Below are 22,475 nucleotides of genomic sequence, written 5' to 3'. Positions count from 1 at the left end.
AGACTCAACCAAAGGAGACCTTCGATGACCGACGACACGATGAACCTGCAGGCGCTGGTGGGAAAGAGCGCGGATGCAGATTTCCTGCGTGAGATGATAGGCTTTGCCGCGCAGCGGCTGATGGATCTGGAGGTCGGTAGTCTGACCGGCGCTGGATATGGCGAGAAGAGCAGCGACCGGCTTGCCCAACGTAACGGTTACCGCGAGCGCGACTGGGAAACGCGGGCCGGCACCGTTGAACTGCGCATCCCCAAGCTGAGGACGGGCAGCTACTTTCCCGCCTTCCTGGAGCCCCGGCGCCTTTCAGAAAAAGCGCTGACCGCGGTTGTCCAGGAGGCATACATCCAAGGCATCTCGACCCGTTCGGTCGACGACCTGGTGAAGGCCATGGGTATGAGCGGCATCTCGAAGAGCCAGGTAAGCCGGCTTTGCGAGGAGATCGACGTCCGCGTGAAGGCTTTTCTCGACCGGCCTATCGAGGGCGACTGGCCGTACGTGTGGATCGACGCGACGTACCTGAAAGTGCGTCAGGCTGGTCGGATCGTCTCGGTCGCGGTCACCATTGCAGTCGGCGTGAACGGTGACGGCAGGCGCGAGGTGCTCGGCATGGCGATCGGTGCGTCGGAGGCTGAGACGTTCTGGACAGACTTCCTCCGCGGCCTCGCGCGGCGGGGCCTACGCGGTGTGAAACTCATCATCTCGGATGCCCACGAGGGCATCAAAGCTGCCGTCTCACGCGTGTTCAGCGCCACGTGGCAGCGGTGCCGCGTACATTTCGCGCGCAACGCTACGGCCCATGCCGGCAAGAGCGGGCGGCGCGTCGTCTCGGCCTTCATCGCCACCGCGTACGCACAGGAGACGCCCGAAGCCGCCAAGGGTCAGTGGCGCAAGGTCGCCGACCAGCTGAGACCCAGCGTCCCTAAACTCGCAAAGCTGATGGATACGGCGGAGGAGGACGTGCTCGCCTACATGTCGTTCCCGCCGCAGCATCGCACCAAGCTGCACAGCACGAATCCACTCGAGCGCCTGAACGGCGAGATCAAGCGACGCACCGGCGTGGTCGGCATCTTCCCCAACGAGGATGCCATCACCCGCCTCGTCGGCGCTTTGCTACTAGAGCAGAACGACGAGTGGGCGGTCCAGCGGGGACGCTACATGACACTGGAAAGCGTAACGCAATTGAGCGATGATCCCGCAGTCACGTTGTCGTCCATGGCGGCGTGATCGACCCGGCCATGTCCGGAGATCAAAGCGGCTACGCCGCTGAAGCTACACCACGCGGTGGGACACGATCCTTTCCCGCCGGTCGTAGGGGCGTCGAATCCGATCGCTGTCGGAGGTGATGAACCCTTTGAGTCGGGCCAAGTCCTTTTTCAGAGAGCTTTCGACCTCGCCCATCTCGACGATCCAGTGCGATATGGCACCGAGGATCGAGTCCTTGTTCGAGCTGTCCATGTGATGGTCCAGCTTTACGACGCTTTTTGCGAGCTGTGGGTCGGAGACCAGGGATTTGACCCAGCTTGTCTTGCCGAGACCCTGTGCGCCTTGGAATGTCAGCACCCCTCTGCCCTTATAGTCGGGCATGATGGCCGCTGCTGCCGCGCTTCGGAGCCATTTGTGCATCAGGGCCCGCTGTAGGGTTTCGGGATAGTCAGGCTGAACGACGATGGTGTTGAGCATCGCCTGCACACGGTCTTCGCCATCCCAGGGTCGGGAGCGGATCCAGTCGGCAACCGGATTGAATACATGCCGATCGGCGATCGCATTGACATATTCCGCGACATGCCCGGTCGAGATGCCGTGGGAGGCGCACAGGCTCATGACATGGGCCATAGTGACGTTGTCCGCGTTCTCGGCGGTTGGGACCAAGCCGGGCACGGTGACCTCGACCCGTTTCTTTACGCTGTTATACCGGGCACCGATTCCGGCTTGGTCCAGCAGAAACGCAACGTTGTCGATCGTCGCTGGTGGAGAAGCGGAAGCCGATCGCGGTTGATTGGGGAAGTCGGTCGGCTTGACCGTGGTGGAAGTCGGCGTGGTCATGCCGCTGCTCCCCCAGTCGAGGGGCTACCGGCCTGCTGCGTTTCGCTTTCGCAATGTGCTACGATCGCCTGCCATCCGTCGGCGATTTGAGCACCGAAGATTTTCGTAAGGCGCTTATCTGCCGCAATAGTCATCAACAGCTTCGGGTTGCTGCAGATAATGCATCCCGTTGGCTTGTAGTCTGTGTAATGGAATGTGGGAGTGGATTGACCCTGGCAAGAGCCTAGGATTTGAAAATACATAACATATCCGTGCGATATTTGAGCCTGATGTTGGACGGGCCCGCACTTGCGGATAGGTACGTTATGTAGATGGATGCTCGAAGAGCACCTTCCCCTCTTGGGGTTTGCTGAGCATCGGTGGCCTTGTCCTTGGGCCGCTCAGGTCAGAGTGGCCGCGTATGCCAGGGCCGGGGGTGATGATCAAGCGGAATCCACTCGTGTCGATGAATTTTCTACGGGGGCGGCAACGCTAGTCAGTGACGAACTCGCGGCAGAAGGCGACGAGGTCGGGCGGTGCCCTATCGCTGTCCCGTATGAACAGGATGAAGACCGCCTCGTTGCCGACGCAGACATGCATTTCGAACCATCCGCCGCGATCCTTCAGCGCTTCATGGAAGGGGTGTAAGGCTGCATCGCCGTAGCGCTGGCCGTCGATCGGATTGACCAGCGGCGACCAGCCGAGTTCGTCGGTCACGTCCTCCATGGCGCAACCGGCGTCGATGACGAGGAAGTACGTGGTATCCCGCACGTCGAGGTCGAGCCGATCGAGGTGATCGACATGGGCCTGGAGCAGGCCGCGCACCTTGCGGTCGAGGGGAAGGGACAGGGCACGTTCGAGCGAGGGGGTGTCGAAAAGTGAGAGCATCGGTGTTCTCCGGGCATAAAAAAAGCGCCCTCGCCGGGTGGCGGGACGCGTTGGGTTGCTTGGCTTTGTGGTCCAAGACGCCCGCGGAAGGGCGCTTGGGAGGTTAGCTTTGGTCGTTGGGCTCGGTCGCGTCGCGACGGCACAGGGTCAGCAGACCGGGATCGACGCCGTCCATGTCCGGGATCAAATAGACATGACCGAAGCCACTATCGTCGTAGATGAAGACGGCCTCGAAGAACGAGCCGTGGTCCTGCACCCATTCCCATGACGGCTCCTCCGGGGTGCCATCTACGGCATTGACGAGCAGGGCACTGACATCGTCGCCCGGCCGGACGAGGTAGAAGCGGCCCAGGTCGCTGAGCGGGACGGCGTGTTCGGCCAGTTGAGCGAAGCGCAGGCGCAACAGGTTTTGCATCGCCGGATTGGTAACGTCGTCGGGGTCGGTGATTTCATGCATGATCTTCTCCAGACATAAAAAAAGCCCCCGGCCGGTGGGCCGAGGGCGGGACGTGGGTGGCGGGCAGGATACGCTATTGGGGTTGGCTCCGGTCTTCGATGACCGGGGTGGCGCTGTCGCCTTTGGATGATTTGACGATCGCCACGATGACGATGGCCACCACGGCACCGAGCCCCAGCAGGGGCTGAGCGGCGATGAGGGTAAGCATGGCTCCTATGAACAACAGGCCGAGCGTCGCCTTGGTCCTGAAGATCAGGCCTGCGAGGATCAGCGCGACGATGACGGCCTTGATGACGGCGAGGGCCGCGACGAAGACGAGGAATGCGAGAACCAGCCGACCCATATGTCAGCTGGCGTTCGTGTCGGCATCGTCGGCGCCTTGGTCCGCAAAGATGTCGCGGCAGGAATCGGCCGAGATTTCGGCGATCTCATAGGTCTCCCAGCCCTTGTCGGTGCGCTGGACATAGGCCTGTTGATCGCCGGTATAGCCGCCCATCGAATTGCGGGCATTGACCGTCAGGCAGCCTTTGCCGGTCTTCTCGTTGAAGTAGAACTCCCCGAATTTGGCCGAGTCCGGGTCCTTGAGGTTCTCGCGGACGACGGCTTCGGCATTGTGCCTCGCCCGGTCGCAGGCGGACAGAGATAGGATGCAGGCCAGGGCCAGCACCGTGCGTGACGGCTTGGGTGTCATGGATTCTCCTGTTGTGGACGCGCGACATCGCGCCTCGACGCTGGATCGCGCAGACGTGGTTGTGGATGTCGTCATGATGTCGTCGCCCCCTGATGGAGCGACCTTCGGCTCAGACCCTCGTGCCGCCCCTATGTACCTCTCGGAGCGACGGCCGAAGCCGGATGTTAGGAACCCGCTGAAGCAACGAGCGCATGCGCCTTTATCGGCCGAAACCGACTGGACATGCGCGCATGCCACCCGGCCTCGAATTTCTTCGCGACCGAGTTGCTTCGAGAGAGGTTCCTACGCCCCACCCCCTGGCTTTCACAGGAGGCATGGCGATCATGGAAGGCTGTTCGGCAGATCGCAATAGTCCTTTGCAGGACAAAAATCTGACGCCCGATGACCTTCATATAAGATGGCGCATTCTGCGCACTGGCGCTGGCACCTTGTCCGCATAGTCGCCAAAGGTAGATGTACGCGGAACGCCCGACGCTGGTGAAAAGCGGACAGTCTGCCCTCTGGTGGCAGTCAAGCTGAACTGCCGCTCGTTAGTGAGGGCAGGTAAGAACGGCAGCTCCCGACCAGCTCCAATCATTCGCTCATCCGCGCTTCAACGTCCGTTCAACCCAAAAGCCGACGTGCATCCGGAGTTAGCGCATAAAATTTCAGCCTATGGACCGCCGTGGAAGAAAGACCAGACAAACCTGCAAGCACGAATGGTGGTATAGTTACTCTGTCATGGTGGACCGCGCAATCGAACGGCTCTTGGCTGTTGTGCAATCTCGCGATTGCTGGCATCAAACCTTATCCAAGGGGGGCGTACATGGTCTTAGCGACGAATCTGGTCAGCACTCCCTTACGCGAGAAAGCAGCGACCGGCGGTCGGTATGACTTCCAGGCCATGTGGGGGCTGGCGTTGCTCTTCCAACAGCATGGGACCAATGACGATTATGCGATTGTCTTTGAGTTTCACGACGATGTTGCATTGCTCAACAGCGCTACTAATCCCACAACGGTTCGCTTCTATCAGGTAAAGTCCAAGGATACAAACGGCGGCTGGACCCTAACTTCCCTGCTCAAGCGGGAAAAGGTTAAGGTTGAGGAGGGTATCAGAGAGAAACCCTCATACATCGACAAGATGTTCGACAATTTCGACAAATTTCAGAACGCCGTACTCTCCGCTGACTTTGTTTCGAATCAACTTTGCGGATTTAATGCCGCGAAAAAATCTTTCCGCTTGAATGAATGCTCGTCCGACGATTTTGAGAAGATCGTGGCGTCCGTCAAGCAGGCCTATCCGAAGGCTACTGAAGCCCAGATCGGGCTGCTGGGCTTTCAGCACACCGATCTTAGCCTTGGGGACGTCGTCTCCCATACAAAGGGCAAGCTTCAAACCTTTATTGCCGGTCAGCTCGGCTCGGTCTGGTTCAGTCCTGAGGCAGTCTATCAGGCAATCGCCGACGAATGCCGAAGGAAGGCCAATTTCTCCGGCGAGATAACGTCACTCCAGAATGTCATCAAGGAAAAGGGGCTCACCAAGGCCAATGTGCAGGAGTGGTTGGACGCCATCCAGAGCAACAGCCGCTCTCCGGATTGGGGTGCGATAGCCCCCAGCCTGAGCTACCCGTTCACAGAACAGCTTCGCATCAGCCAAGAGTATTCGGTTTATCGCGCCGCCGCCTTAAACTCGGCCGACCGCGCAGTTCAACGGATCCGGATGAAGATCGCAGAAGCCCTACCGACGGTCATCGACGATACGAGCCTGACCCTCGTCGACATGGTCGAGGCTGTTTACCTACAGGCTGAAGCAGTGGGTAAGAAGTATTTGTCACCGTTTAGTCCATCAAGGCTGAAAGCGATGATTATATATGAGATATACGCGCATCATTAAGGTTGAGCAGTACAAACGGTTGATTCGAAGTATCAGAAAGAAATCTCATGAAAAACTTGAAGTTGCGAAGGCTTCTTCTCCTGTCGCGGCTCGAGGGGAAGGCGAGACAGGAGAAGTTTGACGATAGCATTACGGTTGTTCGCGGCGAGAACGACACCGGCAAGTCACACCTAATCAAGTCCGTATACAGCGCTTTTGGTGCTGACGCCTCGGTTGTAAACGAGAAGTGGACGAAAGCATCCGTTGCGACGATGCTAGAATTTTCCGTGGACGGGGCGGTCCACTCGATTCTTCGCTTTGACGACCAGTTCGCCTTGTTCGATGCTGCGGATAACATCCTCTGGACCGGCACTTCGCTCGTCAATGAGGTTGGGCCTAAAATAGCAGAGCTCCTTGACTTTACTATCCAGTTGACCACCAAATATTCTGCTCTCATCGTACCGCCGCCACAATTTTGCTTCCTTCCGTTCTATCAGGATCAGGATCGAGGTTGGGACGACAGCTGGAGCTCGTTCAGAAGTCTTGCGATGATCCCGCACTTCAAGAAGAGCATCTTGGAATATCACACTGGCATTCGCCCGAGAGAGTATTACAGCGCGCAGGCTCAGCGGGCGGATGCGCAACGCGAGCAGAACGAACTCAAAGCCGAGCGACGTGCCTTGGATCGCGCGACGGCGCGTCTGCGTAACGGGCGCTCCCCGGTTACGGTGACTTTCTCCCCTGAGTTGTTCGGAAATCAGATCGAGCAATTGCTGGCTGAGTTAAACGAGATCAGGGTGATCTTTGAAAGCGTTAAGCAACGGATATCCGAGCTCCAATCTCGTCGGGCAGTACTCGTTGAAGAAATCGAAATCGCGCGCGTTGCGTTGACGGAGCTCGACGCCGATGTGAAGTTTACCCAGAGCTTAGTGGGCGCCCAAGTCGTCTGCCCTACATGCAACACTGTTCATGAGAATGATTTTGCGAACCGTTTCAGCCTGATTAATGACGCGGACGCATGTAGGGGTTTCCTCGCCAGCGCCCGACATTCGCTGGTCGAGGTTGAGGCAGATGTGGCGCGCCAGATGCAGTCGCTACGGGCGTATGATGACCGGATCAGACGCATTGATGCACTGCTCGCCGAGAAACGGGGCGAGGTGAAGCTTCGGGACATGCTTCAAGATGAAAGCGAACGAATCGTTGATGCAACAATCGCGGCAGAGCGCGCCGTAATCGACGGGGGAATAGTTGAATGGCAGATTAGGGAAAATGAGGCAGTTAAGCTGATGAAGGCGCACAGTAGCGCCAAGCGCAAGGCGGAAATCGTGGCCTTCTATGCCAAAAAGCTTAGCGCCTTTGCGGTTGAGCTTGGTGTTACGTTTGAAGCCGCGGTAAAAAAGAGCATATCACCGAAGATTAATGAAACTGGCAGCTACGGACCGAGGGCTATCCTCGCCTATCACTTTGCGCTGTTGCACACGATCCGAGAATTCACCACTTCCTGTCTGTGTCCGATAATATTGGATACGCCACTCCAACAGGATCAGGACGAAACCAACGCGGCTGCCATCATTGGCTTTGCGCTCAAGCACCGTCCACGTGACATGCAGCTGATTTTAGGCACGGTCTCGCTACACGGCGCAGAGTATAATGGGCACGTGATCAATCCGCTGGTGAAGGAGTCCCTATTGCGCGAGGACGAGTTCGATACCGTTAATTCCTACATGCGACCGTTCATCAACAAGCTTTTGGGGCAGGATCAGGGCGAGCTTATCTAGTCGTAAACTTCCCATGGCTGAGAGCCGCTGTCCTCTGTTCACGAATTAGTGGGTTCTCAGTTATTGGCCAAGGGATGCGTTAACGTCCGTTCCTGCCCAAAGCCCTCGTTCGGCGCGACCTGCAAAAATGGCGGCTTTGTCCCAACATTGCCGATTGAAAGCTTGCTGACGAAGATAAACGAACGGTGGGTTCGGGGGAGGGCTGAATGGCTGGGATTAGATCCTAGTGACCAGGCCTTCCCAAAGCGTCCCAAACAGGACCCACGCGAAAGGCGCTTCCGCCTTGGCTACCGCTGGTTGCCTTGTGGATGTGCTATAAAATGGATGGTGCCGCTTACAGGACTCGAACCTGTGACCCCCGCATTACGAATGCGATGCTCTACCAGCTGAGCTAAAGCGGCCCGTCTCGTGAACCGGCTGGTGTCCGGTCAGGTGGGGGCGCTTAACAGGTCGTTGGGGGGCTGGCAAGCGGCTTATGGCGGGTGGGGCGATCTTCATCTATGGTTAACTATGTCGGGGCATGACAGGAGCATGACCAGGAAGACCGTCATGGACCGCGAACCGCAAAATCCCCGGGATCCCGTTCCGGCTCGTCCGGCCGGCGAGATCGCGGGCGGGGCGGAGGATGCGCTGTCGCGGCTGGGCGGGGTGGAGCGGCGGCTTCATGCGCGGGCCTATCACCACTGGGTTTCGCTGTCGGGGGAGGCGCGGTTTCCCTCGATCCGGGCGCTCGATACCGAGGCGATCGGCGATTTCGCGGCCAATTCTGTATTGCTGGATTTTCGCGGCGACCGGATCGATCCGGCTATCGCCTATATCGGCCAGGCGCTGCGCGAGGAATGCGGCACGGCGGCGCGACCGGCTCGAATCGGGGAATTGCCCGAAGCGTCGTTGCTCGCGCGGCTGACCCGGCATTTCGATCATGTGCTGGCCGATCAGGTTCCGGCCGGGTTCGAGGCCGAGTTCGTCAACGCGCGCGGCCGCATGACGCTGTATCGCGGCATATTGCTGCCCTATTCGTCCGACGGGTTGATGATCGACTTCATCCACGGCGTCCTGAGCTGGAAGGAACTGGCCGATCCGCTGTTGCAGGCGGCGCTGGATTCGGAGCTGATGGATTCCGCCGGGGAGGGGATCAAGCCGCCGCCGCCGGGTTCGGCCGCCGCGCTGTGGAACGGGCCGCCATCCCCCGGCGGGGAGGAACCCGAAGCTATCGCTAACATATCATGGCCGACCGATGCGCAGCCCGGCACTCCTGTGGTGATGGTCGGACGCGTCGCCGGGGATGGTAGCGTTTCCATCACCGGGACGGTGGTCGGCGACGCGCGCTTGGCCGAAAGGGTGTTGCGCGCTTCGCAATGAAAATTGCGCTGCGGCGCAACATCTTTTCTCCGGCGGCAAAGGGTTGAGCGCCGCGAGAGCCCGGCCTAGGACTTGGCACCATGGCACCGAATATGTCGCATCCGATGGCCGACGCGATTGCCGCGCGGCTGACCCAGGGCGCCCTTCCGGCGGAGTTGCAGGGGTTCGGCCCCGCGGAGGTGGCTGCTGCGGCGGCCTTCGTCGCGGGCGTGGCGCAACAGCGCTCGCCGGGAGAACCGTCGATCGCGCTGGAGCCGATGTCGGGCGACGACACGCACCGCCGGATGCGCCTCGCCATCGTCAATGACGACATGCCCTTCCTGGTCGATTCGATCGCGGCGATGGTCGGCGCGGACGGCATCGCGATCGACCGCGTGATCCACCCCGTCCTGCCCGTGACCCGCGATGCCGAGGGACAGCTTCTGGCGATCGGCACGGGCGGAAAGTCCGAATCCTTCATCTATCTGGAAATGGAACGCGCCGATGCGCGCGACCGGCGTGGGCTGGTCGACGATCTGCGCGCGGTGCTGGCCGATGTCCGCGCCGCGGTGGCCGACTGGGCGGGCTTGCAGGACGCGCTGGCCGCCGATGCGACGACGCTGGGCGAGAAGAATGGCGAGGGCGCGGCGCTTCTCCTGTGGTTCCTGGGCGGCAAGCTGACCCTGCTAGGCCATGAGAAATGGTATGAGGATGGCCGCGACGCGCCCGCGCTGGGCGTGGCGCGGACGCCGCACAAGGTGCCGCTGCTCGCCGAGACGTCGCGCCAGCGCGCGCTCGACTATTTCGCCGAGGGTGGCGCGGCGCCGCTGCTGCTCAAGTCGAATGCGATCTCGACCGTCCACCGCTCGGTGCCGCTCGACCTGGTGCTGGTGCCGGTGATGGAAGGGGGCCGCGTTGTCGGCCTGTCGATCCATGCCGGGCTGTGGACCAGCGCCGCGCTGGCCAGCCCGCCGCATGAGGTGCCGGTGCTGCGTACGCGCCTGGCCGCGCTTCAGGCCAAGTTCGGTTTCGACCCGCGCGGCCATACCGGCAAGGCGCTGACCCATGCGCTGACCGCGCTGCCGCATGACCTTGTCACCGCCTTCCCGGCCGAGGCGCTGGAGCAGCTGGCGCTGACCGCCATGTCGCTGGCCGACCGTCCGCGCCCCGAGCTGGTGCTGATCCGCTCGGTGTTGCAGCGGCATCTGTTCGCGTTCGTCTGGCTGCCGCGCGACGAGCTGACCACCGCGCGGCGCGTGGCGATCGGCGAGATGCTGGGCGAGGCGGCGAACGGCTCGCTGCTCAACTGGTCGATCGCGCTGGAGGACGGCGTCGTGGCGCTGATCCGCTATACGATCGACCTGCGCCAGGACGGTCGCCTGCCCGATACGGCGGCGCTGTCCGAGCGGTTGCGCAAGATGGTGCGCGGCTGGATGCCCGATGTCGAGGCGGCGCTGGCCGAGCAGGTGCCCGCCCCGCGTGCGGCGCGCCTCGCGCTGCGCTGGGCCAATGGCTTCCCGACCAACTACCGCAATGTCAGCGATGCGGCGGAAGCAGCGGCGGACATTCTGCGCCTGTCGTCGCTGGAGAATGAATCGAGCCGTTCGGTCCGCCTCTTCCCGGTCCAGCCGGGGCAGGATCGCCAGCTGAAAATCTACAAGCTGAACGGCGCGCTGCCCTTGTCGGACGCGGTGCCGGTGCTGGAGAATTTCGGCTTCCGCGTCATCGGCGAACTGCCGACGCGGTTGCGCGACGAGGCCGATCCCTTCGTCCACGACTTCATCGTCGAAACCGAGGCGACGACCGAGCCCAAGGGCGCGGCGGTGCTGGAGGGGGCGATCGCCGCCGTGCTGGAGGGCAAGGCGGAGAATGACGCGTTCAACCGCCTGATCGTCGATGTTGGATTGAGCCCGCAGGCGGTGGTGCTGTTCCGTGCGTGGTTCCGCTATCTGCGCCAGGCGGGGCTGCCTTATGGCCTGACCACCGTGGTCGATGCGCTGCGCCGCGCCCCCAAGCTGGCGACCGCGCTGATCGAGCGGTTCACGGCGGCGCATGACCCGAAGGCGCAGGGCGATATCGCTGCGGCCGATGCCGCCATCGCGGCGGGCCTCGATGCGGTGTCGGCGATCGACGACGACCGGATCCTGCGCAGCTTCCGCGACATGATCGCCGCCACGCTGCGCACCAACGCCTTTGCCGAGGCGGGCAGGGAGGCCCTGGCCTTCAAGCTGGATAGCCACAAGATTCCGGGTCTGCCCGCACCGCTGCCGTGGCGCGAGATCTGGGTCTATTCCCCCCGCGTCGAGGGCATCCATTTGCGCGCCGGACCCGTCGCGCGTGGTGGCCTTCGCTGGTCGGATCGCCGCGACGACTTCCGCACTGAGATTCTGGGCCTGATGAAGGCGCAGCGGGTAAAGAACGCAGTGATCGTGCCGACCGGCGCGAAGGGCGGTTTCTACCCGAAGCAGCTGCCGTCGCCCGTCACCGACCGCGACGGTTGGGCCGCCGAGGGCAAGGAAAGCTACCGCGTGTTCATCCGCGCGCTGCTGTCGATCACCGACAATATCGTCGAGGGCGCGGTGGTGCACCCCGATGGCGTACGCGTGCTGGACGGTGAGGACCCCTATTTCGTGGTCGCCGCCGACAAGGGCACCGCAACCTTCTCCGACGTGGCCAATGCGCTGGCGCTGGAGCGCGGCTTCTGGCTGGGCGACGCCTTCGCCTCCGGGGGCAGCCAGGGTTACGACCACAAGGCGATGGGCATCACCGCCAAGGGGGCCTGGGTCTCGGTGCAGCGCCACTTCGCCGAGCGGGGCGTGGACGTGCAGAGCCAGCCGATCCGCGTCGTCGGTTGCGGCGACATGTCGGGCGACGTGTTCGGCAACGGCATGCTGCTGTCCAAGGCGATCAAGCTGGTCGCGGCGTTCGACCATCGCCACATCTTCCTCGACCCCAATCCCGATCCCGCGACGAGCTGGGACGAGCGCGCGCGCATGTTCGCGCTCCCCCGGTCGAGCTGGGCGGATTACGACACCAGCCTGATCTCGCCCGGCGGCGGCGTCTTCCCGCGTTCGGCCAAGACCATCCCGCTGTCGGACGAAATCCGCGAGGCTCTGGGCATCACCGCCACCTCGCTGGAGCCGGCGGCTTTGATCTCGGCGATCCTGAAGGCCCCGGCCGACCTGCTCTGGTTCGGCGGCATCGGGACCTACATCAAGGCGGCGGCGGAAAATAACGTCCAGGTCGGCGATCCGGCGAACGACCGCCTGCGCGTCGATGCCGAGGATCTGCGCGTCATCGCGATCGGCGAGGGCGCCAATCTGGGCGTCACCCAGGCCGCGCGCATCGCCTTTGCCGAGCGGGGCGGGCGGATCAACACCGACTTCATCGACAATTCGGCGGGCGTCGACTGTTCGGATAATGAGGTCAACATCAAGATCGCGCTCAACCGCGAGATGATCGAGGGCCGTCTGGCGGAGGGCGATCGCAACACGCTGCTCGCCTCGATGACCGACGACGTGGCGCATCTGGTGCTGGAGGATAACCGCCTCCAGACGCTGGGCCTGTCGATCGCCGAGGCGGACGGCGCGGGCGCGATGCCGAGCTATGTCCGCGTCATCGAAATCTTCGAGAGCGCCGGGCGGCTCGACCGCGCGGTCGAGGGGCTGGGCAGCAACGACGTGCTGCTGCGGCGCGGGCAGGACGGCATATCGCTGACCCGGCCCGAACTGGCGGTGCTGCTGGCGACGGCCAAGCTGACCCTGCAGGACGCGATCGAGACCAGTCCGCTGGCGCTGGACGACGAACTGCTCCCCGATCTGCGCGCGGCCTTCCCGCCCGCGATGCAGGAGGCCTTCGGCGAGGCCATCGACCAGCATCGCCTGCGCGGTGAGATTGTCGCGACCAAGCTGGCCAACCGGATCGTCAACCGGATGGGCATCCTCCACCCGTTCGAACTGGCGGAAGAGGAAGGCGCGGCGATGGCCGATATCGCGGCGATGTTCGTCGTGGTCGAGCGGCTGTTCGACCTGCCCGCCCTGTGGACCGCGATCGAGACGGCGGCGATGCCCGAAGCCGCGCGTATCGCGCTGTTCGACGAGGTGGCGCGGGCCACGCGGTCGCAGATCGCCGACCTGCTGCGCTCCATGCCGGCGGGCACCTCGCCCGGCGCGGCGCTGGAGCGTTTGCAGCCGGGCATCGCGCGGCTGGCGGCGGAAACGCCCGCACTGCTGCGCGACGAGGCCAAGGCGCAGAGCGCCCGCGTCGTCGCCGCGCTGGAAGAGGCGGGCGCGCCCGCCGACCTCGCGGCGCGGGTGGTGCGCGTGTCCGAACTCGACGGCGCGGTGGGGCTGGCCGATCTGGGCCAGCGGCTGTCGCTGGACGAGACGCGGTTGACCCATGCCTTCACCCGCTTGGGTCAGGCGCTGGGCCTCGACTGGGCGCAGGGCCAGGCGGCGCGGATCAGCCCGAGCGATCCCTGGGAGCGCCTGTTGATTGCAGGGCTTGCCCGTGACTTCCAGCAGCAGCGGCTCGACTTCCTCGGTCGTGCAGGGACGACCGACCCCGAAGCGGCGGTCGAGGCCTGGCTGGAGCGCAATGCCGCGCGTGTCGGCCAGTTCAAGGCGGTGATCGACCGCGCCCGCCTGGCAGCCCAACCCAACGCCGCGATGCTGGCCCAGATCGCAGGGCAAGCGCGGGTCCTGCTGGGGCGCTGATCTGTTCCCCGGCGAAGGCCGGGGTCCAGTTCCTGTGCCGTATGAGGCGCGCAAAACGCCGCGTGGGAGGCCCTCCCGCGCGGCGTTTTCTTGTTCACGCGAAGCCGCGATGACGCGAAGATTGATTGCGCGCGGAGACGCGGAGGCGCGGAGAAGAAGGTTTGTTCGCGCAGAGGCGCAGAGGACGCAGAGAGGAATTGCCGCGCGCAGCGCCCTCCATTCGTCAGCCCCTGAGATAAAAGGGCCGCTGGCGCGGCGGGCGAGACACCTCCGCGTCTCCGCGCCTTCGCGCGAACCAACCTTCTTCCTTCTTCTTCGCGTCCTCGCGGCTTCGCGTGAAAAATCAGATCGCCGCGCACTTCTCCAGCAACCAGTCGCGATCCGCCCCCTCCAGCTCCGGCGCCAGAACTTCCGCCACCCGCGCATGATAGGCGTTGAGCCAGTCCCGCTCCGCCGCGGTCAGCAGCTCGGGAACGATCAGCGTCCGCTCGATCGGGCACAGGGTCAGCGTCTCGAAGCCCAGCATGTCGCGGTCCGCGCCCGCGATGGCGCGCGGTTCGACCAGCACGAGGTTTTCGATGCGGATGCCGTACTCGCCCGCCTTGTAATAACCCGGCTCGTTGGACAGCATCATGCCCGCGCGCAGCGGCTCCATCGCCGCACCGCCGGGATAGTTGGGCGCGGCGATACGCTGCGGCCCCTCATGCACAGACAGATAGGCGCCGACGCCGTGCCCGGTGCCATGCGCATAATCCAGCCCGACCTCCCAGAGCGGCCGCCGCGCCAGCGAGTCCAGATGCCCGCCCAGCGTCCCGTCGGGGAAAACGGCTGTCGCCAGCCCGATATGCCCCTTCAGCACGCGGGTGAAGCGATCGCGCATCTCTTCGCTAGGCTGGCCGATCGGCATGACGCGGGTGATGTCGGTGGTGCCGTCCTGATATTGCCCGCCCGAGTCGATCAGGAATAGTTGACCCAATTCGATGGCCGCGTTCGATTCCTCGGTGACATGATAATGCGGGCTCGCGCCATGCGCGCCGGTCGCCGAGATGGTCGAGAAGCTGGTGTCCTTCAGCAACCCGGTCGCCTCGCGACAGGCCAGCAACCGCGCGGCGGCGGACAATTCGGTCTGTCCGCCCTTGGGGCATTCGCTCTCGACCCAGCGCAAAAACTTCACCATCGCCGCGCCGTCGCGCACCGAGGCGGCGCGGTGCCCGGCGACCTCGGCGGGGTTCTTGATCGCCTTGGTCAGCACCACCGGATCGCGAAGCGCCAGCACCTTGGCCCCGCCTGCCTCCAATGCCTGCGCAATGGCGGCGACCGCGCGCTCGGGGTCGGCGACCACGCGCTTGCCCGCAAAGCCGGTCAGATATCCTTCGAACGCCGAACGCTCGTGCAGCCGGACGGCATTGCCCAGATGCGCGCGCACCTCGGGCGTGATCTTCTCGGGTGCGACGAACAGGTCGGTCTCGCCGTCCGCATGGACGATGGCATAGGAGAGCGCGACCGGCGTATGCGCGACGTCGGTGCCGCGCACGTTCAGCGCCCAGGCGATGGAATCGAGTGCCGACAGCACCACCGCATCGGCGCGCTGCTCGGCCAGCCATTCGCCGATCCGCGCGCGCTTGGCGGCCGAGCTTTCGCCCGCCACCGCATCGTCCTGCACGGTGAGCACGGCAGGTGAGGGGGCGGGGCGGTCGGTCCATACCGCGTCGATCGGGTTGGCGGTGACGGCGACCAGTTCGGCCTCGCGATCGGCGAGCGCGGCGGACATGTCGGCGACCTGCTGGCGCGTGTGCAGCCACGGGTCGTACCCGATCCGCTGCCCCGCCGCCGTCTCGCGACCCAGCCAGCCCGCGACGCTGTCCTGCGGCACCGGGATATAGGCATAGTCCTCGCCCGACACCTGCTCGCGCACCTGAAGGGTATAGCGCCCGTCGGTGAAGATCGCCGCCTTGTCGCCAAGCACCACCGCCGACCCCGCCGACCCGCCAAAGCCGGTCAGCCAGCTAAGGCGCTGCGCATAATCGCCGACATATTCGCTCATATGCTCGTCGGTCAGCGGCACGACGAAACCGTCGAGCCCCTGGGCGGCCAGTTCGGTACGAAGGGCGGCAAGGCGGGCGGAATGGGACATGGAACAGCCTGACAGCAATGGAAACGCGGTCGGTCTAGCCCTCCGGCCGCACAGCGTCGAGCCTCACAGGGGCTTGTCGAATTTGTCAGACCATATACGATCTTTGAGGGAGCAGATGGGAGGTTGGAATGATGATCGACCGGCGGAGCGTTTTGGCAGGGGCGGGCGCGGTGGCGTTGATGGGCAAGGCCGCGCAAGCGGCGGGACCGGATGGGTTCCGGCCCGGCGAAGTATGGAACGACACGAACGGCGTCGCGATCAATGCGCATGGCGGCGGCCTGCTGCGCCATGGCGGACGCTGGTGGTGGCATGGCGAGCACAAGACGGCCGGAGACGCGGGCAATCGCGCGCAGGTCGGCGTTCATGCCTATAGCTCGGCCGACTTGGTCAACTGGCGCGACGAGGGGGTGGCGCTCGCGGTCTCGGACGACCTCGATAGCCCGATCGCGCGGGACTGCATCTTGGAACGGCCCAAGGTCGTCTACAACCCGCGCACTCGGAAATTCGTGATGTGGTTCCATCTGGAGCTGCGCGGCAAGGGCTACGGCGCGGCACAGGCAGGCGTCGCGGTCGCCGACCGGCCGCAGGGGCCGTTCCGCTTCCTCCGCGCGGGCCGCGTCAATCCGGGCATCTGGCCCGCCAATGCGACCGCAGAGGACAAGGCGCCGGACACCAAGCTGGCCCAGGACATGCCCGGCGGGCAGATGGCGCGCGACATGACGGTCTTCGTCGACGGCGACACCGCCTGGCATGTCTATGCCTCGGAAGAGAATGCCACGCTCCAGATCGCACGGCTGACGCCCGACTGGACCAAGCATGACGGCTATTATGTCCGTGCGCTGCCCGATGGCGGGAACGAAGCGCCCGCGCTCTTCAAGGCGAAGGGGCGCTACTACATGTTCGCCTCGGGGCTTACCGGCTGGCGGCCCAATCCGGGGCGGGTCTATGTCGCGGACAAGGTGACGGGGCCGTGGCGCTCGCTGGGCAATCCGGTGCGCGGGAGCGAGGTCGACCAGAAGACGACCTTCCATTCGCAATCCACCTTCGTCCTGCCGCTGCCGCCCGCGCGTCCGGGCGGTGAGCCGCGCTTCATCTTCATGGCGGATCGCTGGCGGCCCGAAAATGCGATCGACGGACGCTATGTCTGGCTGCCGGTGGAATGGGAGGGCGAGACGCCGGTGCTGCGCTGGCGGGATCGCTGGACGCTGGCGGATGGGTGGAAGGGTTAAACGCCACCGCCGTTCAGCCTGAGCGAAGTCGAAGGCCACGGGATTCCCTTCGTGGCTCATCGCGGAACGTGCGCTTCGACTTCGCTCAGCGTGAACGGCTGTTGAGGAGGCACGTGGCGAGGGAATGGCGGGGCATGAGAAATAGCCGAGCCGCCGCCTCTTCCGGCAGACCCCAACCCTAGCTACATCCGGGCGATGACCGAACCCGCGCCGACGCCGCCCATTGCCGACACCCGCCCGCACAGCTTCACCGCGCACGGGATCACCATCACCGACCCCTATGCCTGGCTGAAGGACCCCGCCTATCCGGAGGTCGAGGACAAGGACGTCCTTGCCTATGTCGAAGCGGAGAACGCCTATTTCGAGGCGGTCATGGCCCCGCGCCAGCCGCTGATCGACCGGCTGTACGAAGAGATGAAGGGGCGGATCAAGGAGGACGAATCCTCGGTCCCGCAAAAGGATGGCGAGTGGCTCTACTGGACCGGGTTCGAGACCGGCGGGCAATATCGCAAATGGTGGCGCAAGCCGGTCGCGGGCGGTCCGGACGAATTGCTGCTCGACGAACCCGCTCTGGCCGAGGGCAAGGAATATTTCCGGCTGGGCGCCTTCTCGATCAGCAACAATGGCCGTTACCTCGCCTATGCGATCGACGACAATGGCTCGGAACGGTTCGAGGTGCGGATCAAGGACCTGACGACGGGCGAGCATCTGCCCGAGGTCATTCCCGGCATGTTGTCGGAGATCGTCTGGGTCGCCGACGATAGCGGCTTCCTCTATGGCGTGGCGAATGCGCAGTGGCGCACCGACAATGCGCGCTTCCACAAGCTGGGCACGCCGGTCGAGAACGATGTCGAGCTGTTCCATGAGGATGACGAGGGTTACCGCGTCGCCGTCGCCGAAACCTCCGCGCGCAACTGGATCGTGATCGCGACCGGCGATCACGTCACCAGCGAGGTGCGGCTGCTGCCTGCCGACAATGTGTTCGCCGAACCGATTCTGGTCGCCCCCCGCAAAGAAGGCCGCGAATATGACGTGGACGAGCATGACGGCACGCTGTTCATCCACACCAACGATGTGGACCCGCAATTCCGCCTCTGCACCGCCTCGATCGACAATCCCGGCGACTGGCACGAGCTGATCGCGCCCAACCCGCATTTCTACATGACCGGGGTGGAGTGCTATAAGGACTTCTTCGTGGTCGAGGGGCGCGAGGACGGCTTGGACCGCATCGCCATCCACCGCTACGACACGCCGACCATACCCCAGCGGATCGACTTTCCCGAGGCGAGCTATACGGCGGGCCTGGGCGACAATCCCGAATACGACGTCTCGGTCCTGCGGCTGGGTTACGAATCCATGGTCACGCCGGGCACCGTCTATGATTACGACGTCGCGACCGGCGGGCTGACCGTGCTGAAGGTGCAGGAAATCCCGTCGGGCTATGACGGCGACAAGTACCGGACCGAGCGGCTGAAGATCGCGGCCCGCGACGGGACGATGGTGCCGGTGTCGATCGTCTATCCCAAGGACTTTCCGCGCGACGGATCGGGCAAGCTGTTCCTCTATGCGTACGGCGCCTATGGCTATGCTATCCCGCCCGGCTTTTCGACGGGGCGTATGAGCCTGCTCGACCGCGGCTTCGCCTATGCCATCGCGCATATCCGGGGCGGCGACGATCTGGGCCAGCAATGGTATCTGGACGGCAAGCTGGAAAAGCGGACCAACACCTTCCACGATTTCGTCGACGTGGCGAAGGGGCTGATCGAGGGCGGTTGGACCCAGGCGGGCCAGATCGCCATCGCAGGCCGCTCGGCGGGCGGCGAGCTGATGGGCGCGGTGGTCAATTCCGATCCCGAGCTGTGGGGCGCAGTGATCGCCGATGTGCCGTTCGTCGACGTGCTCAACACGATGATGGATGCCGAACTGCCGCTGACGCCGGGCGAGTGGCCCGAATGGGGCAACCCGATCGAGGACAAGGCGGCGTTCGAGCTGATCCGCAGCTACAGCCCCTATGACAATGTGAAGGCGCAGGCTTATCCCCCGATGTTCATCTCGGGCGGGCTGAACGATCCGCGCGTCACCTATTGGGAGCCCGCCAAATGGGCCGCCCGGCTTCGCGCGACCAAGACCGACGACAATCTGCTGCTGCTCAAGACCAATATGGGTGCCGGGCATGGCGGCAAGTCGGGCCGGTTCGAGAGCCTGCGAGAGGGCGCGGAGGAGCACGCCTTCATCCTGTGGCAGATGGGAGTCGAATCCTGAGCATAGAGGCGATCGTCGCGCGCTACGGCGTTGCGGCCATCGCGCTCGGCGCCGGGTTGGAGGGAGAGACGGCGGTCGTGACGGGAGGCATCCTGTCGCATCAGGGGCTGATCGGCTGGCCCGCCGCCTTTCTCGCTGCGGCGATCGGGTCGTTCCTGGCGGACCAGGTTTTCTTCACCATCGGCCGGCGGGCACGCGACGGGCGCTGGGTGGGCAAGTTGCGCAAGCGGCGGGTCTATACGCGCGTCACGAAGCTGATGGAGCGTTACCCGGTCGGCTTCATCTTCGCCTTCCGCTTTCTCTATGGCCTGCGCACGATCAGCCCGGTGGCGCTGGGCACCAGCCATGTGTCGACCCGGCTGTTCGTCGCGGTCAATGCCGCATCCGCCTTATGCTGGGCAGCGATCTTCACCGGCATCGGTTATCTGTTCGGCGAGGCGTTTCACGAACTCGCCGCGCGCTATCGCCCGACACTGCCGCACATCTTGATGGCGGCCGGGCTGGTGATGGTCGCCGCCGCGATCGGCTGGGGCGTCCGCGCGCTGTGGTTGCGATACAGGGAAACGGACGAACAGGCATGAGCCGCTTCACCATGACCTTCACCGCCCAGCCCGATCATATCGACGAGCTGGGCCATGTGAACAACGCCGTCTGGGTCCAGTGGATTCAGGCGATTGCGGGCGCGCATTGGGAATCGGTCGTGCCCCCCGAACATGCCGCCGCCCATGTCTGGGTCGTGACGCGGCACGAGATCGACTATCGCGGCAATGTCGTGGCGGGCGAGACGGTGACTGCCGAAACCTGGGTGCCGGACCCGCCCAAGGGCGCGCGCTTCGACCGGCATGTCCGCTTTCTGGATGCCGAAGGCCGGGTGAAGGTGGAGGCGGTGACGACCTGGGCGTTGATCGACCGCGCCACCGGCCGATTGCTGCGCGTGACGCCCGAGATCGCCGCACCCTTCTTTCAGCTTTGACCGCAAGAAGCGGGACGCTTCGGACACGTCCCTGCGCTAAGGTCGCGCCCATGTTGAGCCAATGCACCATGGCCTCGCCGGTGGGCGAGCTGACCCTCGTGGCGAGCGAGCAGGGCCTGCGCGCGGTCCTCTGGGCCGAGGAACGGGTGGGGCGGGTGATGCTGCCCGAACGACAGGGCGATCCGGCGCACGCGATCCTGACGGAGGCGGTGCGCCAGCTGACCGAATATTTCGCGGGGGAGCGCCACGTGTTCGACCTGCCGCTCGATCCCGTCGGCACCGATTTTCAGAAGGCGGTGTGGACCGGCTTGAACGCCATTCCCTATGGCGAGACGCGCAGCTACGCCGCGCTCGCCACCGCGATCGGGCGGCCGGGGGCATCGCGCGCGGTCGGAGCGGCGAACGGGCGCAACCCCCTGTCGATCGTGACGCCCTGCCACCGGGTGATCGGCGCGAACGGCACGCTCACCGGCTTTGCGGGCGGACTGGCGGTCAAGCAATGGCTGCTCGCACACGAACGCGGCGAGCCGACGCTGGCGCTTGCATGAGCTATCCGCCGCGTGCCTTTCGCGAGACGCGGGAAGAGGTGCTGTTGAAGGCCGTGGCGGAAATCGGCCTCGCTTCGCTGGTCGTGATACGTGATGGCGTACCCGAGGCGGTCTCGTTGCCGATGATCGCAACGCGCGATGGCGAGGCGCTGATCCTGGAAGGGCATGTGGCGCTCGCCAATCCAGTCTGGCGGCTGGCCGAGGGTGGTACGGCGGCACTGGCGATCTTCCAGGGGCCGCATGCCTATGTCCATCCCGGCTGGTATCCGACCAAGCGCGAGCATGGGAAGGTCGTGCCGACCTGGAATTATGTGGTGGTACAGGCGCATGGGGTCCTGTCCGTCACGCGCGATCCCGAATGGCTGGCGGCCCATCTGGCGCGCCTGACGGAGACGCGGGAAGCGGGCCGGGCAGAACCCTGGTCGATGGACGATGCGCCTGTGGATTTCATCTATGGCTTGCAGCGCGGCATCGTCGGCCTGACCCTGCACGTTGCCCGGCTGGAGGGGGTGTGGAAGATCGCCCAGCATCACCCCGAGCCCAACCGGCGCGGCGTGATCGCCGGACTGGCGGCATCGGACGCGTTTGGTGATCGGGCGATGGCGGCGGTGATGGAACAGGCCGAGCGCGACCGGGTGGGGTAAGGCGGATTATCCGACTCATTCCTCCCTTGGAAGGGCAGGCATCGGATCACCTCAACGTGACGGCGATGTCACTGGCGGCGAAAGAAATGCGGCCCTACCGGGCCGGATATCCGTCCATGTCGGAGATTCCGGATGCGCCTGTTGCCCGTTTGCTCCACGCTTTTCGCCATCCTACTATCCGCGCCCGCCCCGGCAGAGGTGCCTGCCACGCCCTGCTGCCGGACTCTGGGTGAAGTGCGCACCAACATCGACCGGATCGACGACGAAATTCTGCGCCTGATGGCCGAGCGGTCGCGCTATGTGGCGCAGGCCGGGCGCTTCAAGACCTCCGCCGCGACCGTGCGGGACGAGGCGCGGATTCGGCAAATTCTGACGCGCATCCGGGAAAAGGCCGCGACGCAGGGGGTAAGCCCGGATGTGGCGGAAGCGACCTTCCGCGCGATGGTCGAGGGGTTCACGGCGGAGGAAGCGCGGCAGAAGAGGCGGTAGGTTCAGGCCTGTTCCTCGCCTTTGCAAGGGAGGAATAACGAGAATCACTCTTCGTCCCAGATAATGGCGATCGGCGCGTCGATTCCCAGTACCGCATGAACCGGGCATGCGGCCGCTGCGGCCTCCAATCGCTTGCGCTGCGCCGTATCATATCGCCCCGGCACCCGGACCGTGACGCCTAGCGTCGTGATCCGGCGCGGCGCATTGCCCATCTGCTTGGTCACTGTCGCCGTCGCGCCCGCCAGTTCCAGTCCGGCGACGCGGCCCGCCATCGCCATGATGCTCAGCACGCAGCCGCCCAGCGACACCGACAGCAGGTCGCTGGGCGAGAAATTCTCGCCGCGCCCGCCCAGTTCCTGCGACGCGTCCATGACCAGCACCGCGCCATTATCGGGATGGGCGACATGACAGCGCAGGCCGCCCTCGTAATGAACGACGAAATCCGCCACCGC

General features: G+C 64.2%; 19 protein-coding genes and 1 tRNA gene. 12 read left to right on the top strand and 8 right to left on the bottom strand.

Annotated features, from left to right (window positions below; genetic code table 11):
- Nucleotides 1–24 precede the first annotated feature (24 nt).
- Entirely contained in the window at nt 25–1,224 is a 1,200-nt protein-coding gene (locus GGQ89_RS10035; RefSeq protein ID WP_017503803.1) for an IS256 family transposase, read from the top strand.
- 45 nt (nt 1,225–1,269) lie between these two features.
- Here GGQ89_RS10035 and GGQ89_RS10030 read toward each other — a convergent pair whose 3' ends face one another.
- From GGQ89_RS10030 to GGQ89_RS10010, 5 genes are all read right to left on the bottom strand, one after another.
- Complete coding sequence (locus GGQ89_RS10030; RefSeq protein WP_184105651.1) at nt 1,270–2,043, bottom strand: VapE domain-containing protein; 774 nt, start codon at nt 2,041–2,043, stop codon at nt 1,270–1,272.
- Nucleotides 2,044–2,514: 471 nt separating this feature from the next.
- Nucleotides 2,515–2,910 carry a hypothetical protein gene (locus tag GGQ89_RS10025; RefSeq protein ID WP_184105650.1) on the bottom strand — a complete coding sequence of 132 codons (396 nt, stop codon included), beginning with the start codon at nt 2,908–2,910 and terminating at the stop codon, nt 2,515–2,517.
- Between the two features lie 103 nt (nt 2,911–3,013).
- Nucleotides 3,014–3,367, bottom strand: coding sequence for a hypothetical protein (locus GGQ89_RS10020; RefSeq protein WP_184105649.1), 354 nt, complete (start codon nt 3,365–3,367; stop codon nt 3,014–3,016).
- Between the two features lie 73 nt (nt 3,368–3,440).
- Nucleotides 3,441–3,710: a hypothetical protein gene (locus GGQ89_RS10015; RefSeq protein WP_184105648.1), complete on the bottom strand. Its 270-nt coding sequence runs from the start codon at nt 3,708–3,710 to the stop codon at nt 3,441–3,443.
- A 3-nt stretch (nt 3,711–3,713) separates the two neighbouring features.
- On the bottom strand, nt 3,714–4,058 hold the full coding sequence (locus tag GGQ89_RS10010; RefSeq protein ID WP_184105647.1) for a hypothetical protein: 345 nt from the start codon (nt 4,056–4,058) through the stop codon (nt 3,714–3,716).
- Between the two features lie 805 nt (nt 4,059–4,863).
- On the opposite strand from GGQ89_RS10010, the gene GGQ89_RS10005 reads away from it, so the two are divergent.
- A complete protein-coding gene (locus GGQ89_RS10005; protein WP_184105646.1) occupies nt 4,864–5,931 on the top strand; it encodes a dsDNA nuclease domain-containing protein in 1,068 nt (355 codons plus the stop codon).
- 47 nt (nt 5,932–5,978) lie between these two features.
- Nucleotides 5,979–7,688 (top strand): coiled-coil domain-containing protein, encoded by a 1,710-nt coding sequence (locus tag GGQ89_RS20030; protein WP_240456400.1) that lies wholly within the window; start codon nt 5,979–5,981, stop codon nt 7,686–7,688.
- A gap of 325 nt (nt 7,689–8,013) precedes the next feature.
- Here GGQ89_RS20030 and GGQ89_RS09990 read toward each other — a convergent pair.
- Nucleotides 8,014–8,089, bottom strand: a tRNA-Thr gene (locus GGQ89_RS09990).
- Between the two features lie 130 nt (nt 8,090–8,219).
- On the opposite strand from GGQ89_RS09990, the gene GGQ89_RS09985 reads away from it, so the two are divergent.
- A complete protein-coding gene (locus GGQ89_RS09985) occupies nt 8,220–9,050 on the top strand; it encodes a hypothetical protein (RefSeq protein ID WP_184105645.1) in 831 nt (276 codons plus the stop codon).
- 80 nt (nt 9,051–9,130) lie between these two features.
- Nucleotides 9,131–13,744, top strand: a complete 4,614-nt coding sequence (locus GGQ89_RS09980) for an NAD-glutamate dehydrogenase (RefSeq protein WP_244955774.1) — start codon at nt 9,131–9,133, stop codon at nt 13,742–13,744.
- Between the two features lie 343 nt (nt 13,745–14,087).
- Here the strand turns inward: GGQ89_RS09980 and GGQ89_RS09975 are convergent, their stop codons facing one another.
- Complete coding sequence (locus GGQ89_RS09975) at nt 14,088–15,878, bottom strand: aminopeptidase P family protein (RefSeq protein WP_184105644.1); 1,791 nt, start codon at nt 15,876–15,878, stop codon at nt 14,088–14,090.
- Between the two features lie 128 nt (nt 15,879–16,006).
- Here GGQ89_RS09975 and GGQ89_RS09970 point away from each other — a divergent pair, with 128 nt between their 5' ends.
- From GGQ89_RS09970 to GGQ89_RS20270, 7 genes are all read left to right on the top strand, one after another.
- The gene (locus tag GGQ89_RS09970) at nt 16,007–17,107 is read left to right on the top strand and encodes a glycoside hydrolase family 43 protein (RefSeq protein ID WP_184105643.1); all 1,101 of its coding nucleotides are present in this window, start codon (nt 16,007–16,009) and stop codon (nt 17,105–17,107) included.
- A 195-nt stretch (nt 17,108–17,302) separates the two neighbouring features.
- Nucleotides 17,303–19,369: a S9 family peptidase gene (locus GGQ89_RS09965; protein WP_184105642.1), complete on the top strand. Its 2,067-nt coding sequence runs from the start codon at nt 17,303–17,305 to the stop codon at nt 19,367–19,369.
- Nucleotides 19,345–19,950: a DedA family protein gene (locus tag GGQ89_RS09960; protein WP_236697072.1), complete on the top strand. Its 606-nt coding sequence runs from the start codon at nt 19,345–19,347 to the stop codon at nt 19,948–19,950. Before GGQ89_RS09965 ends, GGQ89_RS09960 begins: the two co-directional genes overlap by 25 nt.
- Nucleotides 19,947–20,342: an acyl-CoA thioesterase gene (locus tag GGQ89_RS09955; RefSeq protein ID WP_184105641.1), complete on the top strand. Its 396-nt coding sequence runs from the start codon at nt 19,947–19,949 to the stop codon at nt 20,340–20,342. Before GGQ89_RS09960 ends, GGQ89_RS09955 begins: the two co-directional genes overlap by 4 nt.
- 68 nt (nt 20,343–20,410) lie before the next feature.
- A complete protein-coding gene (locus GGQ89_RS09950; RefSeq protein ID WP_280529161.1) occupies nt 20,411–20,890 on the top strand; it encodes a methylated-DNA--[protein]-cysteine S-methyltransferase in 480 nt (159 codons plus the stop codon).
- Complete coding sequence (locus GGQ89_RS09945; RefSeq protein ID WP_184105639.1) at nt 20,887–21,534, top strand: FMN-binding negative transcriptional regulator; 648 nt, start codon at nt 20,887–20,889, stop codon at nt 21,532–21,534. The genes GGQ89_RS09950 and GGQ89_RS09945 overlap by 4 nt, the downstream gene beginning before the upstream one ends.
- A gap of 198 nt (nt 21,535–21,732) precedes the next feature.
- Nucleotides 21,733–22,023 (top strand): chorismate mutase, encoded by a 291-nt coding sequence (locus GGQ89_RS20270; RefSeq protein WP_221238915.1) that lies wholly within the window; start codon nt 21,733–21,735, stop codon nt 22,021–22,023.
- A 44-nt stretch (nt 22,024–22,067) separates the two neighbouring features.
- Here the strand turns inward: GGQ89_RS20270 and GGQ89_RS09935 are convergent, their stop codons facing one another.
- Nucleotides 22,068–22,472, bottom strand: a complete 405-nt coding sequence (locus GGQ89_RS09935) for an OsmC family protein (RefSeq protein ID WP_184105637.1) — start codon at nt 22,470–22,472, stop codon at nt 22,068–22,070.
- Nucleotides 22,473–22,475: the final 3 nt, after the last annotated feature.

The sequence above is a fragment of the Sphingomonas yabuuchiae genome (assembly GCF_014199595.1).
GTDB lineage: Bacteria > Pseudomonadota > Alphaproteobacteria > Sphingomonadales > Sphingomonadaceae > Sphingomonas > Sphingomonas yabuuchiae.
The sequence above is the reverse complement of the archived record's forward strand: the minus strand, read 5'-3'. Positions and strand labels throughout refer to the sequence as shown.

Bases quoted from the DNA above. Each gene is read 5' to 3' on its own strand.
- GGQ89_RS09980 (WP_244955774.1), top strand. From the start codon at position 9,131: ATGGCACCGAATATGTCGCATCCGATGGCCGACGCGATTGCCGCGCGG.
- GGQ89_RS09955 (WP_184105641.1), top strand. From the start codon at position 19,947: ATGAGCCGCTTCACCATGACCTTCACCGCCCAGCCCGATCATATCGAC.
- GGQ89_RS10030 (WP_184105651.1), bottom strand. From the start codon at position 2,043: ATGACCACGCCGACTTCCACCACGGTCAAGCCGACCGACTTCCCCAAT.
- GGQ89_RS20030 (WP_240456400.1), top strand. From the start codon at position 5,979: ATGAAAAACTTGAAGTTGCGAAGGCTTCTTCTCCTGTCGCGGCTCGAG.
- GGQ89_RS10015 (WP_184105648.1), bottom strand. From the start codon at position 3,710: ATGGGTCGGCTGGTTCTCGCATTCCTCGTCTTCGTCGCGGCCCTCGCC.
- GGQ89_RS09975 (WP_184105644.1), bottom strand. From the start codon at position 15,878: ATGTCCCATTCCGCCCGCCTTGCCGCCCTTCGTACCGAACTGGCCGCC.
- GGQ89_RS10025 (WP_184105650.1), bottom strand. From the start codon at position 2,910: ATGCTCTCACTTTTCGACACCCCCTCGCTCGAACGTGCCCTGTCCCTT.
- GGQ89_RS10035 (WP_017503803.1), top strand. From the start codon at position 25: ATGACCGACGACACGATGAACCTGCAGGCGCTGGTGGGAAAGAGCGCG.
- GGQ89_RS10010 (WP_184105647.1), bottom strand. From the start codon at position 4,058: ATGACACCCAAGCCGTCACGCACGGTGCTGGCCCTGGCCTGCATCCTA.
- GGQ89_RS09965 (WP_184105642.1), top strand. From the start codon at position 17,303: ATGACCGAACCCGCGCCGACGCCGCCCATTGCCGACACCCGCCCGCAC.
- GGQ89_RS09950 (WP_280529161.1), top strand. From the start codon at position 20,411: ATGGCCTCGCCGGTGGGCGAGCTGACCCTCGTGGCGAGCGAGCAGGGC.
- GGQ89_RS09970 (WP_184105643.1), top strand. From the start codon at position 16,007: ATGATGATCGACCGGCGGAGCGTTTTGGCAGGGGCGGGCGCGGTGGCG.
- GGQ89_RS09945 (WP_184105639.1), top strand. From the start codon at position 20,887: ATGAGCTATCCGCCGCGTGCCTTTCGCGAGACGCGGGAAGAGGTGCTG.
- GGQ89_RS10020 (WP_184105649.1), bottom strand. From the start codon at position 3,367: ATGCATGAAATCACCGACCCCGACGACGTTACCAATCCGGCGATGCAA.
- GGQ89_RS09985 (WP_184105645.1), top strand. From the start codon at position 8,220: ATGACCAGGAAGACCGTCATGGACCGCGAACCGCAAAATCCCCGGGAT.
- GGQ89_RS10005 (WP_184105646.1), top strand. From the start codon at position 4,864: ATGGTCTTAGCGACGAATCTGGTCAGCACTCCCTTACGCGAGAAAGCA.